This is a genomic window from Sulfurimonas sp., from assembly GCF_050296975.1.
Lineage (GTDB): Bacteria > Campylobacterota > Campylobacteria > Campylobacterales > Sulfurimonadaceae > Sulfurimonas.
Genome location: NZ_JBNKRX010000022.1, coordinates 1 through 17,257 on the forward strand (window position 1 = coordinate 1; position 17,257 = coordinate 17,257).

19 protein-coding genes are annotated in these 17,257 nt (G+C 33.6%); 2 read left to right on the forward strand and 17 right to left on the reverse strand.

From position 1 onward, the window contains the following. Nucleotides 1-258: 258 nt before the first annotated feature. From mnmA to aroQ, 9 genes are read right to left on the reverse strand one after another with little or no spacing between them, the layout of a single operon-like run. On the reverse strand, nucleotides 259-1,299 hold the full coding sequence (gene mnmA, locus ACQY56_RS05995) for a tRNA 2-thiouridine(34) synthase MnmA (protein ID WP_428739485.1): 1,041 nt from the start codon (nucleotides 1,297-1,299) through the stop codon (nucleotides 259-261). 52 nt (nucleotides 1,300-1,351) lie between these two features. After that, a complete protein-coding gene (gene fliY / locus ACQY56_RS06000; protein WP_428739486.1) occupies nucleotides 1,352-2,242 on the reverse strand; it encodes a flagellar motor switch protein FliY in 891 nt (296 codons plus the stop codon). Further along, on the reverse strand, nucleotides 2,243-3,361 hold the full coding sequence (gene fliM, locus ACQY56_RS06005) for a flagellar motor switch protein FliM (RefSeq protein ID WP_428739487.1): 1,119 nt from the start codon (nucleotides 3,359-3,361) through the stop codon (nucleotides 2,243-2,245). Nucleotide 3,362: 1 nt separating this feature from the next. Beyond that, complete coding sequence (locus tag ACQY56_RS06010) at nucleotides 3,363-4,049, reverse strand: RNA polymerase sigma factor FliA (protein ID WP_428739488.1); 687 nt, start codon at nucleotides 4,047-4,049, stop codon at nucleotides 3,363-3,365. Then, a complete protein-coding gene (locus tag ACQY56_RS06015; protein WP_428739489.1) occupies nucleotides 4,046-4,381 on the reverse strand; it encodes a hypothetical protein in 336 nt (111 codons plus the stop codon). The genes ACQY56_RS06010 and ACQY56_RS06015 overlap by 4 nt, the downstream gene beginning before the upstream one ends. Nucleotides 4,382-4,398: 17 nt before the next feature. Next, entirely contained in the window at nucleotides 4,399-5,274 is an 876-nt protein-coding gene (locus tag ACQY56_RS06020) for a MinD/ParA family protein (protein ID WP_428739490.1), read from the reverse strand. Next, the gene (gene flhF, locus ACQY56_RS06025) at nucleotides 5,271-6,545 is read right to left on the reverse strand and encodes a flagellar biosynthesis protein FlhF (protein WP_428739491.1); all 1,275 of its coding nucleotides are present in this window, start codon (nucleotides 6,543-6,545) and stop codon (nucleotides 5,271-5,273) included. The genes ACQY56_RS06020 and flhF overlap by 4 nt, the downstream gene beginning before the upstream one ends. Next, complete coding sequence (gene folK, locus ACQY56_RS06030; protein ID WP_428739492.1) at nucleotides 6,542-7,030, reverse strand: 2-amino-4-hydroxy-6-hydroxymethyldihydropteridine diphosphokinase; 489 nt, start codon at nucleotides 7,028-7,030, stop codon at nucleotides 6,542-6,544. The genes flhF and folK overlap by 4 nt, the downstream gene beginning before the upstream one ends. A gap of 1 nt (nucleotide 7,031) precedes the next feature. Continuing rightward, entirely contained in the window at nucleotides 7,032-7,511 is a 480-nt protein-coding gene (gene aroQ / locus ACQY56_RS06035; RefSeq protein ID WP_428739493.1) for a type II 3-dehydroquinate dehydratase, read from the reverse strand. A 103-nt stretch (nucleotides 7,512-7,614) separates the two neighbouring features. On the opposite strand from aroQ, the gene mqnF reads away from it, so the two are divergent. Both mqnF and sppA read left to right on the forward strand, forming a co-directional pair. Beyond that, nucleotides 7,615-8,838 carry an aminofutalosine deaminase family hydrolase gene (gene mqnF / locus ACQY56_RS06040; protein ID WP_428739494.1) on the forward strand — a complete coding sequence of 408 codons (1,224 nt, stop codon included), beginning with the start codon at nucleotides 7,615-7,617 and terminating at the stop codon, nucleotides 8,836-8,838. Next, complete coding sequence (sppA, locus tag ACQY56_RS06045) at nucleotides 8,838-9,707, forward strand: signal peptide peptidase SppA (protein ID WP_428739495.1); 870 nt, start codon at nucleotides 8,838-8,840, stop codon at nucleotides 9,705-9,707. The genes mqnF and sppA overlap by 1 nt, the downstream gene beginning before the upstream one ends. Here sppA and xseA read toward each other — a convergent pair whose 3' ends face one another. The 8 genes from xseA to thrB are packed head-to-tail and all read right to left on the reverse strand — an operon-like array spanning nucleotide 9,708 to nucleotide 17,256. Next, nucleotides 9,708-10,958 carry an exodeoxyribonuclease VII large subunit gene (gene xseA, locus ACQY56_RS06050; protein ID WP_428739496.1) on the reverse strand — a complete coding sequence of 417 codons (1,251 nt, stop codon included), beginning with the start codon at nucleotides 10,956-10,958 and terminating at the stop codon, nucleotides 9,708-9,710. Between the two features lie 9 nt (nucleotides 10,959-10,967). Further along, nucleotides 10,968-11,684 (reverse strand): bifunctional demethylmenaquinone methyltransferase/2-methoxy-6-polyprenyl-1,4-benzoquinol methylase UbiE, encoded by a 717-nt coding sequence (gene ubiE, locus ACQY56_RS06055; protein WP_428739497.1) that lies wholly within the window; start codon nucleotides 11,682-11,684, stop codon nucleotides 10,968-10,970. Beyond that, complete coding sequence (gene ribD / locus ACQY56_RS06060) at nucleotides 11,677-12,696, reverse strand: bifunctional diaminohydroxyphosphoribosylaminopyrimidine deaminase/5-amino-6-(5-phosphoribosylamino)uracil reductase RibD (RefSeq protein WP_428739498.1); 1,020 nt, start codon at nucleotides 12,694-12,696, stop codon at nucleotides 11,677-11,679. The genes ubiE and ribD overlap by 8 nt, the downstream gene beginning before the upstream one ends. Further along, complete coding sequence (locus tag ACQY56_RS06065) at nucleotides 12,687-13,139, reverse strand: ribosome maturation factor (RefSeq protein WP_428739499.1); 453 nt, start codon at nucleotides 13,137-13,139, stop codon at nucleotides 12,687-12,689. Before ACQY56_RS06065 ends, ribD begins: the two co-directional genes overlap by 10 nt. Then, the gene (rbfA, locus tag ACQY56_RS06070) at nucleotides 13,139-13,504 is read right to left on the reverse strand and encodes a 30S ribosome-binding factor RbfA (protein ID WP_428739500.1); all 366 of its coding nucleotides are present in this window, start codon (nucleotides 13,502-13,504) and stop codon (nucleotides 13,139-13,141) included. Before rbfA ends, ACQY56_RS06065 begins: the two co-directional genes overlap by 1 nt. A 13-nt stretch (nucleotides 13,505-13,517) precedes the next feature. Next, nucleotides 13,518-16,097, reverse strand: a complete 2,580-nt coding sequence (gene infB / locus ACQY56_RS06075; protein ID WP_428739948.1) for a translation initiation factor IF-2 — start codon at nucleotides 16,095-16,097, stop codon at nucleotides 13,518-13,520. Beyond that, nucleotides 16,090-16,344 carry a DUF448 domain-containing protein gene (locus ACQY56_RS06080; protein WP_428739193.1) on the reverse strand — a complete coding sequence of 85 codons (255 nt, stop codon included), beginning with the start codon at nucleotides 16,342-16,344 and terminating at the stop codon, nucleotides 16,090-16,092. Before ACQY56_RS06080 ends, infB begins: the two co-directional genes overlap by 8 nt. Nucleotides 16,345-16,374: 30 nt before the next feature. Next, a complete protein-coding gene (gene thrB, locus ACQY56_RS06085) occupies nucleotides 16,375-17,256 on the reverse strand; it encodes a homoserine kinase (protein ID WP_428739194.1) in 882 nt (293 codons plus the stop codon). Nucleotide 17,257 lies beyond the last annotated feature (1 nt).

Genomic DNA, 17,257 nt, shown 5'->3' on the forward strand with positions numbered 1-17,257 from the left:
TTGAATTGTTTAATCTTTTGCCCAAGATTTTAAAATCATTGGCTTTATTAAAGTTATCTACTAACTACTATAAGTTAATAGACGGTTGTTGTTTTTTGTATTATTCAAGCTTCCGCTTGCTTAGTTTTCAATGATCTCAAACGTCTTCTCTGACTTCAACTCGAAGTCTCTCTTCGTTTGTGGACGGGAATTATAGAGAAATTAAACTTAAAATGCGTTTAATTAGCTGAAGGTCTTTTATAAAAGTTTTTTTATTATCTAATTAGCCTCAATTATCCAGCCACCACCAATTAATTTATCTCCATCATAAAAGACTGCTGCTTGACCTACTGCAACGCCAAATACACCTTCTTTTAAATCTACATATGCTTTATCATTTTCAATTTTCACATGACATGCAACTGCCTGAGTTCTATATCTTAGTTTAACAGTTGATTCAAACTCTTTTTCATCATTAAAAAAATTCAACTTATTAAGTATAACCTTGTTACAAAAAAGCTCTTCTCTCTTGCCAACTACAATTTGATTTTTTTCTGGAATAATCTTTGTCACGAAATGTGGATCATGTGCACCATTAACACTAAAGCCTCTTCTTTTTCCAATTGTATAGTGCATATAGCCTTTATGTTCACCTACAACATTTCCCTCTTTATCGACTACTTCTCCAAGCTGATCAACTTCTACATAATGTTTTAACACATCTGTATATGTAGTTTCCACAAAACATATTTCACTAGATTCTGCTTGTGATGCAAAAGATTCTAAGCCTTCTATAGAAGCAGCCAACTCTTTTATATCACTTTTCTTTCTTTCACCTAATGGAAACTTCAATCTTGGTAAAATATCTTTATTTATATAAAACAAAAAATAGCTTTGATCTTTTGTATCATCATCGGCAGCATACAAATATTTACCATCAGTTTTAATATAATGTCCTGTAGCTAAATATTCAGCTCCTATCTCATCAGCAAATTTAATCATTTCACCAAATTTTAGATTTCTATTACATAGTGCACATGGATTTGGTGTTTTTCCTTCTGAATATGCATGTATAAATGGTTGAAAAACTTTTTGATTGAAGATATCTTGAAGATCTAAGACATGCAGTTTTACACCTACATAATCTGCAGCTTTTTGAGCACGAGCTAAGTGAATCTCATGATAACCAGGTTTGGAGTGAAGTTTCATATATACACCTTCAACTTCATAACCTTGCTCTTTTAACAATAGTATCGTTATTGTAGAGTCAACACCACCACTCATACCAACTAAAACTTTTTTCACTTCATTAACCTTCAATCTAGTATAGTCACATTTTTGTAATTATATCAAATTAAAGTATATGAAAAACTTATTCTTTTAATTTATTTAATCTCTCTTTTTTAGTACCAATTGCTGTAATTTGTACACCAAAGTTTCCATCTACAATTACAACCTCACCCTCAGCTATAACATGATTATCAACTAAAATTTCCAATGGATCGTTTGCCAACTGATTCAATTCTATAACAGAACCAATATCCATATTTAATACATCTTTAAGTAACATCCTTTTTTTACCAATTCTTACTTTAACTGGTAACTTAACATCCATAATCAATGATATATTATTCATCTCTTCTTCTGAAAGTTTTATTTTATTATCTCTACAAGGTGAAGTATTATTAGTTGAACTATTATGAGTTGTAGATTCTACTTCAGAAGTTTGTGAAACATTTTCCGCTTTAGGATCAGCAAAAAGTTTATCAGTGAGTTTTTGATCTATTATAAACATTAAAAGGGAGTTTAATGAAGCTAAAGTAAATTGATACACATACATTTTACTAAATTGCTCTAAACTCACATCTTCACTTTCACCAATCAGTTCAATGTTTTCTACATTAAATGATAATATTGGCAACTCTTTTTGAGCAGAGAGTGAGTTAGCTATAGCACCAAAAATATTTGAAATTATCTCTTTAGTTGCATCGATATCATCATCACTTACATCTTCTCGATCACTCGCTTCTTCACCCATCATCATATCTGATAATGATGCTGCTAAATTTGGAGGTAAAGCAATCATAGCATCTGCTTCTACATCACCACTAATTTTTAATCTTACCAATACTATGGGTGGTACAATATTAGAGATAATGCTTAACTCTTGTTTTTCTTTAAGCTCTAATGTTGGAGCTGAGCCTACAAGTGCCTCTATGGTAGCAACTGTTTCATCTTCAAATAGTTTTATAAAGTCACTCATCTAATCCCCTTTTTCCTCTTCATTTTCTTCTAATAAATCATAATCATTTTCGGCTTCGTGTATTATATCTCGTACACCAGAAATTTTATCATGTCTTTGTCGCTCTAAATTTTCTAGTGCATATTTTACTTCATCTTTTTCTGTTTCAATAATTTCTGTAACATTTATAGATTTTCTAAATCTTCTTAGACCTATCTCTCCACGGAATCTATCTTTTCCATCAACAGACACAGTTACAATATCATCTGCTGGGCTTGATAATCGTAATACATCACCAATTTTTAATTCTAGTATTTCTCCCATAGAAAGATTAGCATCACCAAGCATCGCTTCAATATTTACTTTTGCACCACCAAGAAGAACTTTTAACTCTGTATTTCTTGATTTTTTTGAACTTGTTTCATTCAACATAAGATCACGTGATGCTAGTTTAGGGAGTACCGGTTCAAGAGATATAACTGGATAACAGATATTCATCATCCCTGAGCTGTGTCCAATAATAATCTCCATTACAACCATCACAACAATCTCATTTTGAGCAACGATTTGAACAACATTTGGACTTGATTCTTTTGACTCTATCGTTGGATATACATCCATAACAGGCCCCCAAGCCTCTTTAAGTGTACTCATCATTACACGTAAAATTGTCTCAAATAAAGAGAGTTCTATATCAGAAAACTCTCTTGTAGAGTCAAAAGGTTCACCTTTTCCACCAAGTAATCTATCTAACATTGGGAATGCTATTGAAGGGTTGATTTCAATAACACCACTTCCTTCCAGTGGTTTCATAGAAAAAACGTTGAAACTTGTAGGATTTGGGAGCGACATCAAAAACTCACCATATGTCATCTGATCAACTGAATGGAGCTGAATCTCAACAATACTTCTCATAATCGAAGAGATTTGAGATGCCAAACTTCTCGCCATTTTGTCATGTACACCACGAAATGCACGAAGTTGTTCTTTTGAAACTCTATTTGGTCTTTTAAAATCATATAAAGTTACTTGACGTTGGGGGATTAGATTTTCATCACCACTCTCAAGGACATCATCACCTTCGTCTTCAACAACATCCAATAATGCATCAATCTCTTCTTGGGAAAGTATATCTGCCATACTACGCTCCTATACTCTCTTTAATTTTATGTAAAACAGATTTATGAATTTGAGAAATTCTAGATTCTGTTATATTTAACACATCACTAATCTCTTTAAGTGTTAACTCTTCAAAATAATATAACTGAATAATCATCTGTTCTCTCTCTTTGTATCCAGAAAGCACATTTTTAATAACATCTATAAGCTCTTCTCGCTCAACCTGCGCTAATGCTGCACCCTCATCACCAACTTGCAGTTGGTCATGAAGAGGCATCACTGTATAAATATTTGAAGCTACACGTGCTTCATGAATTTTTTCTACATCTTCTTCTAAAACTGTTGCTAGTTCTTCATCAGATGGTTCTTCATCATGTGTCAATCTATACTCTTCTATTGCATGATCGATTGCTTTTACAAGTTTTCTATTTGCGCGACTTAAAACATCTAAACTTCGTAGATAATCTAACATAGCGCCATATACACGTTTTTTTGCATAACCCCAAAAATTATCGTTAAGTGAATCATCATAACGACGAGCTAGTTTAATTAACTCTTCAGTACCAATAGCAGAAAGATCAGAATATTCAATTGAGCTAGGAAGTCTTTCTTTGAGTCTAAATGCCATTGCTTTAACAGCTGGTAAATATTGTATTGCTAGTTGATCTTCACGATGTTTCATATCTTCAACGTAAGCATTTGGAATCATAATTTTTGCCCTGCTACATCTTCAGAATTCATTTTAATCGCGTAATCAGTTAATTTACATGCTGAGTCTATAAGCTTTTCACGTTTATTAATCTCTTTTACAAAAATATCAAGCTCTTTTTCATGATCATCTTTTGGAAAATGGTATGCACGAATGCTCACAGTTTTATAATAAAGAGCCACTATGATATGTGAGAACAGATAAAAGAAAATAGTGATAAAAAAAGTATATGTTAACAGCCCACCAGCGTCAAAAGATTTTAAAATGCCAAAAATAATCCCTACGAAAAAACCTTGAACTGTAAAAAAATACACAAAATTTTCACCTAGCATCTCAACTCCACCCTTTATTAAAAATGGTCCATCAAACGTTTAAAAAGACCACTAAGACCACTCTCAGCAGATTTTACGAGCACATTTCGTTCCAGCTTTGAGATAATTTTTTCAATAATAACTTCAATATCTTTTGTTGCTTGGGCTGAAGGATATAAAACTGAAAACAATGCTCTTTGTTTTACAGCAGAAGATACTCTTTGATCAATATTTATCTTCCCTAACAACTGCAAGTTTAAATTGCCACCGATATTTGCAAGGGCTACTTTTTTTATCTTTTCAAACACTCCAACTGCTTCTTTTTCACTTTTAACCTGATTCATAATCATATTTACATCGTCTCTAAGTGTTGCTATAGTTTTAATAGTCGCATATGCATCTGTAATAGCTGCTGGATCAGGGACAGTTACAACTATAACATCATCTGCGGCATTTAAAAACATTTGAATATGTTCTCCTATCCCAGCTCCAGTGTCTATAATCATTACATCAAGTTTATCTAAAACCTGTGCCTCTTCCATAAAACGCTCAAAAAGTGCTTTGTCAGAATATTTAAGTATCTCATCACCACTCTCTCCTGGGATAAGGATTAAATTACGAGTAATTGGTATCAAAATATCAGAGACTGTTGCTTCCCCTTTGAGAACGTGTAATATATTTTTTTTGATCTTTACATTAAACATTACATCAAGATTAGCAAGACCGATATCTGCATCAAAAATGCCTACATTTAAACCTCTTTGAGATAGAGAGTATGCAAGGTTTGAGCTGATAGTACTTTTACCAACACCACCTTTACCACTTGTAATAGCAATAAAACGTGTTTTCTTAGATTTTTTGGCACCATTTGATGAAACAAGTTCTTCTAATTTTTCAGCTTGATGTCCCATCATGCTTTACTCCTGTTAAATCCATGCAATAAACATTCAATTAAAAAATCGCTTGAAGCTACCACTAGGTCTTCGGGGACCTCTTGTCCAACTGAAAAATAACTAATTGGTTTTTTTGTCTCATAAGATAAAGAAAAAATATTTCCAAAACCTCTTGTTTCATCTAACTTTGTAAACATTAAAGTATCTACTCCAAGTGATGAAAAGTTTTCATATGTAATTTTTAAATCATCATATTTGATACTACTTGGCATAACAAGTACTACATCGATTTCATAATGTGTCGTATTAGAGTGTAAACACTCATAGATTTTTTCAATTTTCCCTTTATCATAAGGGCTAGAGCCCATAGTATCAATCAAGATACAATCACAATATTTGAGTGAGTCAAGCGCTGAAGAGAACTCTGGTGGATCAACAACAGTTTCAATACCTAGTTTCATCATACGAGCATACTGCATCAGTTGCTCAACTGCCCCAATTCTATATGTATCGAGTACTACTAAACCAACTTTATATTTTTTCTCCATTAAAAAAGAGTAACGTGCTGCTAATTTTGCAATCGATGTAGTTTTTCCAACTCCTGTTGGTCCTACTAACATAATCACTTTTTTAGCTCCAACTGCTGGCATTGATTCCTTGCGGATAGGTACCATTTTTCGTAAAATCGTTTGAAAGTAACGTTTAACTGTTGCAGAATTTTCTCTCATTTTAAGAGGCATATGCTCTAAAGTTACTTGCATTAACATATCTAAATGCTCTTTATTCATCCCACTTTGACTAGCCAGTCGATAAATCTCTGAAAACTCTGGTGGAATTTGATTTGAAAGATTTGGTGATTTTTCATCCCAAAACATATTTTGAATTATTTTTACTTTATCGGCAAGTTTATTGATCTCAGATTTGATCTCTTTTAACTCCAATGGTTCAACCAAAGGTACTTGAAAATCATTTTTTTGTTCATATTGGCTAAAAGGGTCTGTAACTTGTGAGATTTTTGAGATTTGTTCTGCTGCATTAGATATATCAAAAAGTACATCTTTAGATTCATCTTTTACAGGCTGCTGTGAATTTAAAGGCTTCTTTGGTCTTGAATACTCTGCTACTGTAGTGTTATCATCAACGCCAATAACTATCTCATAAAGCCCGTCTCGTCCTAAAGCTTTTTTCCGTAGTTCACGAGTTTCAATGAGCATCCCCTCATCACCAATTTGCATCTTTGCTTTTTTTAAAGCTTCTGATGGGGATTTTCCTGTAAATGTAAGCATTTTCATATCTTAGCACCTGTTAATGGAATCACTACACTCTCTCTTTTATACCAATGTGGATGTGGGACAACTAAATCTTTTGTTTTTATAATTCTATTGTTAAAGAAAATTATATCCAAATCTAGAGTCCTTGGTGCATTTGCAAAACTTCTTTTTCTTCCATATCGTTTCTCAACCCTTAACAAATAGTCCAAAAACTTTTTTGGCTGCATCGAAGTTTTAAAAAACATAATTGAGTTAAAAAAATCATCTTGGTTTGCATAACCAAATGGAGGATTTTTCAAAATCAACGATGTTTGAAATAACTCAACCCTTTTATCTCGTTTAAAATCAACAAATAGATGCTCAAACCTTCTTCGAACATCTCCAATATTTCCACCTATTCCTACTACAACTTCGTATCTACGTCTTGATCGAACTCGCTTAGAAAATGGAAAACGCAAACCATAAAATGAAATTAACCTTTCATCTATTTTGCGTTTTAAGTACATACTATGCTTGTTGGGCAGCAGCTTGTTGTGCTTGTTGAGCAGCTTTTATCTCATTCATAATTTGTAACATTCCCATCATAGCTAAATGATATCCAAAAGGACCAAAACCTACAATAGATGATGTACACACAGGAGCAATCATATTTGTTTGACGGAACTCTTCACGTCTGTGAATATTTGAGATATGTACCTCAATTGTTGGAATATTTACAGCAGCAATTGCATCACGAATAGCGATAGAAGTATGTGTATATGCTGCTGCATTGATGATAATACCATGTGCTTCACCATAACACTCTTGGATTTTATCTACAATTTCACCCTCTAAGTTACTTTGAAAAAATTCTATTTCTACACCATTTTGAGATGCAACTTCTTTCATTTGAGCATGAATTTGTTCTAGTTTCATTGGACCATAAATTTGTGTTTCACGAACACCTAACATATTTAAATTTGGACCTTGAATAACTACTATTTTCATTTTTTACCTTCATTTGTTTATTTGAAGTTATTCTACCGAAAAAAAGATTAAACAAATCAAAGTGTATAATTTTATTGAAATCTAATTGTAAAGAATTGTACAAATGAAAATTATATCACCAAACTATATTTTAACCCCAAATGAGTTATTTCAAAATCTCTCTATTGCTTTTGATAAAACAATCCAAAAAATTGGTTTTGAAGAGGATCTGATAAAAGAGTTTCCAGAAGCAGAAGTTATCAAATTGGCAAAGAACTCTTTATTGATGCCTGGGCTTATCAACGCACATGTACACATAGAGTTTTCAGCGAACAAAACACAACTCAGTTATGGTGATTTTATAAATTGGCTTTATAGTGTAATAGAAAATCGTGAAGAGCTCATCAATGGATGTGATCAAAACTGTATGTCAAAATCCATTGATGCTATGCTTGATCGAGGAATTACTACTTTTGGGGCGATTAGTTCCCATGCGATGGATTTAGATGCATGTGCAAATGCAAAACAAAATGTCGTTTTTTTCAATGAGCTTATCGGCTCCCAAGCAGGTATGGCTGATGCTTTATTTGGTGATTTTTTAGCAAGGCTTGATGCAAGTAAAGCTGTCAAACGTGAAGGTTTTATACCAGCAGTTGCAATCCATTCACCTTACTCTGTACACCCAATTCTTATCAAAAAAGCTTTAGAGATTGTTGCACGTGAAAATCTTAAACTCACAGCGCATTTTATGGAAAGTCAAGCTGAACGTGATTGGCTTGATGAGAGTAAAGGGGATTTTCAAGAGTTTTTCAAAAACTTCTTAAATCAAGAGAAAAATGTAAGCGATTCAAAAGAATTTTTAGAACATTTTAATACTACACCTACCCTTTTAACACATGTTGTAAAATCAAATGAAGATGAGCTACAAAAGATAAAAAACTCAAACCACACAATCATACACTGCCCAATATCTAATAGGCTTTTAGGCAATGGTGTACTTAATATAAAACAACTCAATGAAAATAATATCCCGTGGATAATTGCTACAGATGGTCTGAGCTCTAACTATAAACTTGATCTCTTTGAAGAGATGAAAATCTCTTTAATGACTCATGCAAATGCACCTCTTTTAGGTTTTTCCCAAAGCCTCATCAATGCAGCAACAAAAAATGCTGCCAAGGCACTTGGACTTAATACTGGAGAGATTAAAGAGGGGAAAAATGCTGATATGATTGTGCTTGATTTAGAAAATGAACCAAATGATGAGCTTATGACACATTTAATATTACATCACTATAATATATCAAAAGTTTTTATCAATGGAAAACTTGAAAAAGGGGAAATATAATGGGATTTTTAAAAGCTCTTTTTATACCAATAACTGCACCAATTAAGTTTATTCAAGAACATTTTAAAGCAACTGTTCTTGTACTAATAATTATATTACTATTTATGCCAAATGAAAATCAATCGAGTTTCAATCACAACTTAGAAAAAATCAATCTTGTTGGTCCTATCTTTGATGCAACTGAGGTTGTTGAAAAAATCGACAAAGCTACTAACAACACAAATGTAAAGGGGATACTTTTATGTGTCGATTCACCTGGTGGTGCCGTTGCTCCATCCATTGAAATCTCGTATGCTATTAAACGTGCAACAGCAAAAAAACCTGTGGTTGTCTATGCAAAAGGAACAATTGCTAGTGGAAGTTACTACGCAAGTATCTGGGCAGATAAAATTATCTCAAACCCTGGAAGTATGATTGGAAGCATTGGTGTGATTATGCAAGGGGCTGATGTAAGTGAGTTAATGGGGAAAATCGGTATCAAATCTCAAACAGTTCAAGCTGGAAAGTATAAACAAGTAGGGACATTGGACAGACCTTGGAGGGACTATGAAGTAAATGAACTCAATAAAGTGATCCAAGATACATATGATATGTTTAGCCATGATGTTGCAGATGCACGAGGACTTGATTTTACAAAACGTGATATCTATGCAAATGCACATATTTTTACAGCTTCACAAGCACAACAAGTAGGTTTAATAGATCAACTTGGTGTTGAAATTGATGCAAAAAATGAACTTATGCAACTTAGTGGTGTGACTGAAGCTATTTGGAATGAAGAAGATAAGTTTGAAAAACTTATGAAGCAACTCTCAACATCTACAGCAGTTACTTTGTATACATATTTTCCAAAGCTCTCTTTACAATAGCTATATTTCTCTTTTTTGAAGCACTTTAGCATGGATTACGACTGTATCACTTTGTGCTTCAAACTCTTCATCTACATTTAAAGAGTTCAGATCGATCACTTTATTTGCTTGAGAGATTTGAGCAAAACCTTTTTTTCGTTTTAATTTTGGATGATTAGATTCTAACATCTTTTGTAAATTGCTAATCTGCTCTTTATACCCATTTATTCTATTTTCAATTAGCTGAGGAAATCGCTCTAAAATATTTTTAACTTTTACGTCATAATTTTGCATTTTATATGCAATTGTTTGATTAAATCGCTCTTGTAAATTATTTATACTCTCTTTATAAAGTGTCAATTTTCGCTCAACTGAATGCTGTACAAATGATTTTTGTAAATGCTCTAATTCTTGACGTTTATTATAAACTTTTTGTGAAAGTGTCTGTGTCAATTGATTCGATAAAGAATCTAGATATTGCAACAATTCATTTTCATCAGGGAGTGCAATTTCCATAGCTGCACTTGGCGTAGGTGCTCTTACATCTGCTACAAAATCTGAAATGAGATAATCTATCTCGTGCCCAACTGCTGAGATAATAGGAGTATTTGCTTGATAGATTGCATCGGCAACACTCTCCTCATTAAAAGCCCACAAATCCTCTATACTTCCACCACCACGTCCTACAATAATAAAATCATACCTGTGTTTATCTGCTTGAGCAATGGCAGATGCAATAGCAAATGCAGCACCATCCCCTTGTACTAAAACATCATACAAATCAATTGATAGGTTTTTATATCGTTTATTTGCTACTCGAAGCATATCTTGTAAAGCAGCACCCGTAGCAGATGTGATAAGTGCTATTTTGGAAGGAAATTTTGGAAGTTGCTTTTTTCGTGCTTGATCAAAGTAGCCTTTGTCTGAGAGTTTTTTCTTTAACTGCTCATACGCTAAAGCTAGTGCACCTTGACCAGCTGGTTCAATCATAAAACAGTTTATCTGATATGAACCACGAGGTTTATAAACTGAGATTGCTCCATCAACTAAAACTTTAAGCCCCTCTTCTAAACGAAACTTGAGTTTTGTTGCATTACCTTTAAACATCACACAACTAATAGCTGAATCTTTATCTTTTAAAGTAAAATAGATGTGACCTGAATTATGAAAAGTGATTCGAGAGAGTTCCCCCTCTACAAAAACTCGCTCAAAACTGTTTTCTAAAAGAGATTTTATCTGTTCATTGAGAGCCGAGACAGAAAGTGTGTTCATAGCAAGAATTTATTTTTTTCTCGCTATAAAAAGTGTAGAGATATCCATAGAAAAACTTTGTGTGTATAACATCTCAAATCCAGCTTTCTCAAGTTCTTGTTGCATCCCTTCAATCGTTACAAAGTTTTCTATTGAATCTGGAAGATATGTATACGCTTCTAAATTTTTTGAGATTGCTCCACCTACATAAGGCAAAATTTTGTGCATATAAAAGTCTCTAATCTTGTCTTTGAGTGTTTTTTTATCTTGCTTCATAAACTCTAAAATCACTACAAGCCCACCTTGTTTTAAAACACGATTAAATTCATAAAATGCTTCTTGACGCTCTACAACATTACGAATTCCATATGTAATACTCACAATGTCAGCACCACCATCTTCTAATGGAATCTCGGTCGCTTTTGCTATATGATAAGAAAAATCTGGAAATTTTTTACGCGCAACATCTACCATTCCATTGGATGGATCAACACCAACAATCTCTTTTATCTCAATATCTGCTTTTGTTGCTTGTTTTTGCCAATGTCCCATCATATCACCTGTTCCACAAGCTACATCTACAATTTTTTCTATCTCTTTTTTATCAAGATAATTGTATGCAAGGTCACAAGCTTTTTTTCTCCAAGCGATATCTACACCCATACTCATAACACGATTGGCTGTATCGTATGTTGGAGCGATATTGTCAAACATTGAGACAATTTTTTCTTGTTTTTGTTCAGACATTTAAATTCCTTCTTTTCATCCACATAATTATATCTTCACCGACTTTATCTGTATTTAAAATCTCTAACTCTGCCTCAATATTTGTAAATACTCTACTGCCACCTAACTTTGGTGCAATATAACAAAGATACAAATCAACAAACTCTTTTGTAAGATTATAAAGTGTATCACCACCCTCAATCATAATATTTTTATAGTTTTTCATACTATCAAAATTATCTGCAATCATAACTTTGCGATTTTCTACTTGAAACAGAGGAATAGTAGTATCAAACTCTTTTTGCTTTGAGATAATCAAAATGTCAGGTGCCTTTCCATCTACAAGTCGTGCATCAAGTGTCGGTCGATCAACTCTTACAGTATTGCCACCAATGATTAAAAGATCACAGCTATCACGCATAGCATGTACTTGTTTTTTTGATTCTTGTGAGCTGATTGAGCCACCCTCAAAAGTTCCATTAAGTCGCTGAGCCCATTTAAAAAATACAAATCTACCCTCTAAAAACTTTTGAAATGGGATAAGTAAATCATTACACTCTTTTTCTAAAACACCATTTTGTACTTCTATGTGATTATCTGAAAGTATCTGGTTTCCATGTGAAGCTTCGGCATTAAAATCATTTGCCCCTACATAGACTTTTTTTACACCTAGTGCACTTAATAAATTTGCACACGATGGTGTTTTTCCAACATGTGAGCATGGCTCTAATGTTGTATATACATTACATTCGTGAAAAATGTCGTTATGGTTTTGAAGTAAAAAATTGTGAATCTCTTGTGATGAGGAAAGTTTTAAAATCTCTGTGTTGTTTGTAAGTTTATAATATGCTTTTTGCAAGGCATTAACTTCAGCATGTGGAGCACCTGCTTTTTGATGTGCTTCAACAGCCAAAATTTCGCCGCTTTGTCCTGTTATACAACACCCTACAGCAGGGTTTGGATATGTGAGTCCTTGATATTTCCAAGCCTCTTGCAAGGCTAAATGCATAAAAAAGTTGTTATCTATTTCCATTCAAAATAAGTTTTTGCTTTTTTTATGTCGTTAAAATCGATCTCAAACTTTTCATGTTCATCTTCAAATGTAAGGTTTGAGCCGTCAACTGCAACAAGTTTTGCTTTAATCTTATCTTTTTCACTTGTTGTAAATGAGATATCTTCATTAACAGATTTTGCAAAGTGATCTAAAGTGGTAAGTTTTCTCTCTAAACCAGGACTTCCAACTTCAAGTCTGTACTCACCAGAGAGCGGTGGTGTTACATCTAAAAGTGGTGAGATCAGATGTGTTAAGTCAACACATTGATCCATAGTCACACCTTTTCTTTTTCCATCTTCAAATTCAGGTGAAATGATAGAAACTCTATAAATAGTATCTCCAAATTCAGACACTACAGAAGTATCATAAAGCTCTAAGCCTACAGATTTCACCAATGATTCTATATCGTTTTGTAAACTCATTACTTCTCCTCTTTTGTATCTTTAGAGATTTTTTTAAATAACTCTTCGATTGTTTGTGTTTTTTTCAAATGTTCATCAAATTCAAAAGCAAGTTTAGGAGATTTAAACCAACCTTGATCTTTCATACAATAATCTTCAATAATTGGTCTTGCTTTTTTAATCTGTTTTAGTAAAAGTTTTTTTTCTTCATCATTAAAATAAGATGGGTCAATATACACCTTAGCATCACTTCTACCACGAGAACATTTCACAGCAGTTATACTTAACTCATGCAAACGTCCATCATTAAGTTGTGAAAGGGCTTCAGGAATCAACTCTTCAAGAACTGATTCTGTACGCTTAAGTTTGATCTGTGCTTCTGTCATGGCAGACCTCTTGTTATAGACTTACTTCTTGCTCAACTTTTTTGAATGTTTCAATTACATCGCCAACTTGAACATCTTCGTAGTTAGAGATGATAACACCACACTCATACCCATTTCCAATCTCTTCAACGTCATCTTTAAAACGTCTAAGGCTGACAAGTTCACCCTCAAATGCCACAACACCCTCGCGAATAACACGAACAAGTCCACCACGGATAAGTCTACCATCAACAACAACACATCCAGCAACCATACCTTTTGGTGATTTAAATACATCACGTACTTCTGCTTGACCTGTATTTTCTTCAGTGAATTTAGGAGCCATCATACCAGTTAACATTCCAGTCATATCATCAAGTAATTGATAGATAATTGAGTATGTACGGATATCAACATTTCTCTGTTTCGCTAATGCTTTAACTGAACCAGTTGGACGAACGTTAAATCCAAGAAGTACACAGTTTTCAGAGTTTCCAACAAGTTCAACATCGTTTTCTGTAATACCACCAACACCGCTAGAAATAATGTCAATTTTAACCTCTTCATTTCTAAGTTCTGAAAGTGAAGACTTAATTGCTTCAAGTGAACCATGAACATCGGTTTTAAGAACAATTTTAAGCGATTTTAGACGACCTTCAGCGATCATAGATGTCATATCTTCTAATGTTGATTTTGTAGATTTACTTAACTCTTTATGACGATCATATTCATAACGTTTTTGAGCGTATGCTTTTGCTTCTTTATCGTTTTTCATTTTCATCATAATTTCACCAGCAGCTGGAACTTCATTAAGACCGACAACAACTGATGTATGCGATGGTGGCACTTCTTTAACTTGTACACCATTTTCATTCATAAGTGCTTTTACACGTCCATATGCTTTTCCACAAACTACATAATCACCAACTTTAAGCGTACCGTTTTGAACAATCACAGTTGCAACTGCACCACGACCTTTTTCTAATGAAGATTCAACTACAGCTGCTTTTGCATCTGCTTTAGGGTTTGCTTTTAACTCTAAAATCTCAGCAGTTAATAGGATGTTTTCTAAAAGCTCATCAATGCCCATTCCGCTTTTTGCTGAAAGCGGGACAAACTCAATATCTCCACCCCAATCATTTGCAGTGATACCACGCTCCGCCATTTGAGCTTTAACCATATCTGGATTCGCTGTTTCTTTATCCATTTTATTCAGAGCTACAATAATAGGTGCACCAGAATCTTTAGCAATTTTGATAACTTCTTCAGTTTGCGGTTTTACACCATCATCAGCAGCAACCACGATGATAATAATATCTGTAATATCAGTACCACGTTGACGCATAGCACCAAATGCCGCGTGTCCTGGAGTATCGATAAATGTGATCTCTTTACCGTGTTGGTTGATCGTATATGCACCAATATGTTGCGTAATACCACCCGCTTCATCTTCTGTTACTTTTGCTTTACGGATTGCATCAAGGAGTGATGTTTTACCATGATCTACGTGACCCATAATTGTGATGATTGGTGGACGTTCTTGTGCATTTGGATCTTCCTCAGTTATCTCTGCTTCATCTACATAGTTAAACTCATCTTTTGGATCAGTAATGGTTACTTCTACACCAAACTCTTCAGATAAAATCTCAATCTCATCATTACCTAAAAAGTCATTTTTTGTCATCATCATACCAAGATCAAAAAGTACTTTGATGATCTCACCCATTGGACGATTAATTTTTTCTGCAAACTCATATACACGAATATCTTCAGGGATTTCTACATGAGTTACAACTTCATCTACAGGTTTTTCTTTTACATACTTTTTACGTTTATCACGAGCTACTCTTCTTGTTTTTGGAGCTTGTTTTTTATTTGCATTTCTACCAATTGGCTTTGGTTGTTTTGGTTTTTTAGGCTCATCATCAACAACCTCTTTAAGCTCAGTAGAATGGATATCAAGAAGCACTACTTGATCATCCATATCTAATGAAACATCTGACATCGAACCACTAAAAATATCTATATCAAGATCAAGTTTTCTACCTTGTTCTTTTTTCATAGCAGGAGTTGATTTTTCTTTTGCTTTTTTCTTTTTAGCAAGTTCTTCAAGTACCTCTTCGCTCATTTTTCCATATGAGGAAACTACTGCTTCTTGTTTTGCAGGTGCTTCAACTACTTCTTCTTTTACAGGCTTTTTCTTTTTAACAATTTTTAAACCAGATTTTTTTACAGCAGATTTAATTTTAGGAGAGTTATCATCTTGAACTTTTTGAGAAACTTCTTTAGTTTCTGGTAATTTTTTTGCCACTTTTGAAGATTCTTTTTCTTCTACCTGTGCAACAGTTTTAGAGTCATCAACTTTTGCTTCTTTTTTAGGAGTTTCTTCTTTTTTCTCTTCTTTCTTTAGTTCTGGTTTTTTTTCAGGTTTCACTTCAGCTTCTGCTGATTCACCATTCATGATATAGTTTGCTAAATTCTCAGCTTGTTCCATGCTTACAACACTTTGTGCAGATTTAACATCTAACCCTATTTTTGTGGCTTTATCTATAACATCTTTAGAAGTAATTCCTAACTCTTTAGCAATTTCATGTACTCTAACTTTTTCACTCATTCGTGACAATCTCCTTTAATTTATTCATAAGTTCATCTTTTTTATTACTTTTACATTGTCTCATCAATGCTTTTGTAATCTTCTTTTCATCACTTAGACAAATCTTACAAAAATAAAAACTTCTTCCAAACCCATTAAACAAAGATAATTCTGCATCCATGCACTTTATTCTTACAAGTTCTTCTTGTGCAAACTTCTCTCTACAAGAGATACACATCCTTGTTGGTCTATAAAATTTTTCCGCCATTATATCCAAATAATACTTGATTGTAACTGTTTATCGCTCTATTGTAAGACCGCTGTTATCAAAATCTAAAATTTTCACTGCAAACTCAGGAAACTTTTGTTTCAGACGGTTCGCTATCATCGCCGCATCATCATCATAAGCCATTGAAAAAAATGTACTACCACTTCCAGAGAGTGTACTCATCAATGCACCGCTCTCATAAGCAACTTTTTGTACTGCAAAGAGTTCAGGTAATGTTTTCATTCTTGCTTTTTGATGAAATCTATCCTGAGTAGCAAGTTTTAATACTTCCCAATCTTCATTAAAAAAAGCAGCTACTGTAAGTGCTGTATGAGAGAGATTATAAACTGCATTCTCTTTTGAGTAAGATTTTGGCAAAATCGTACGTGATTTTGAAGTATTCATCTGTTTATTTGGGATCACAACTATTGCTTTTAAATATTCTGGCAAATGTTTTTGTTGTGAAAATACTTTATTTTTTTCAATAGTAGCAACATTAAATCCACCCATTACAGCTGGTGTAATGTTATCTGGATGTGGCTCATAAACAAGTGCATGGTTTAAAATTCTACGTTTAGAAACCCGAATATTTGCTGCTTCATGCGCTGATGCAATCGCACTAACAATCACAGCAGATGAGCTACCAAGTCCTCTCGACATAGGGATAGAGTTATAAAAGGTAAATTTAAAGTTTTGCTGTTTATTTGTTAGTCTTGAATAATGCTCATTAAAAATACTTACAAAAAGGTTATTCCCTTTTAAACGTGTGTTATTTTCACCCTCACCTTTTATACTTACACTAAAAAATTTTGATGGATGAAATTCAACTTTGTTTCTTAAATCAACTGCTAACCCTAATGAGTCAAACCCTGGACCTAAATTTGCAGATGTAGCTGGTACGCTTATTGTCACT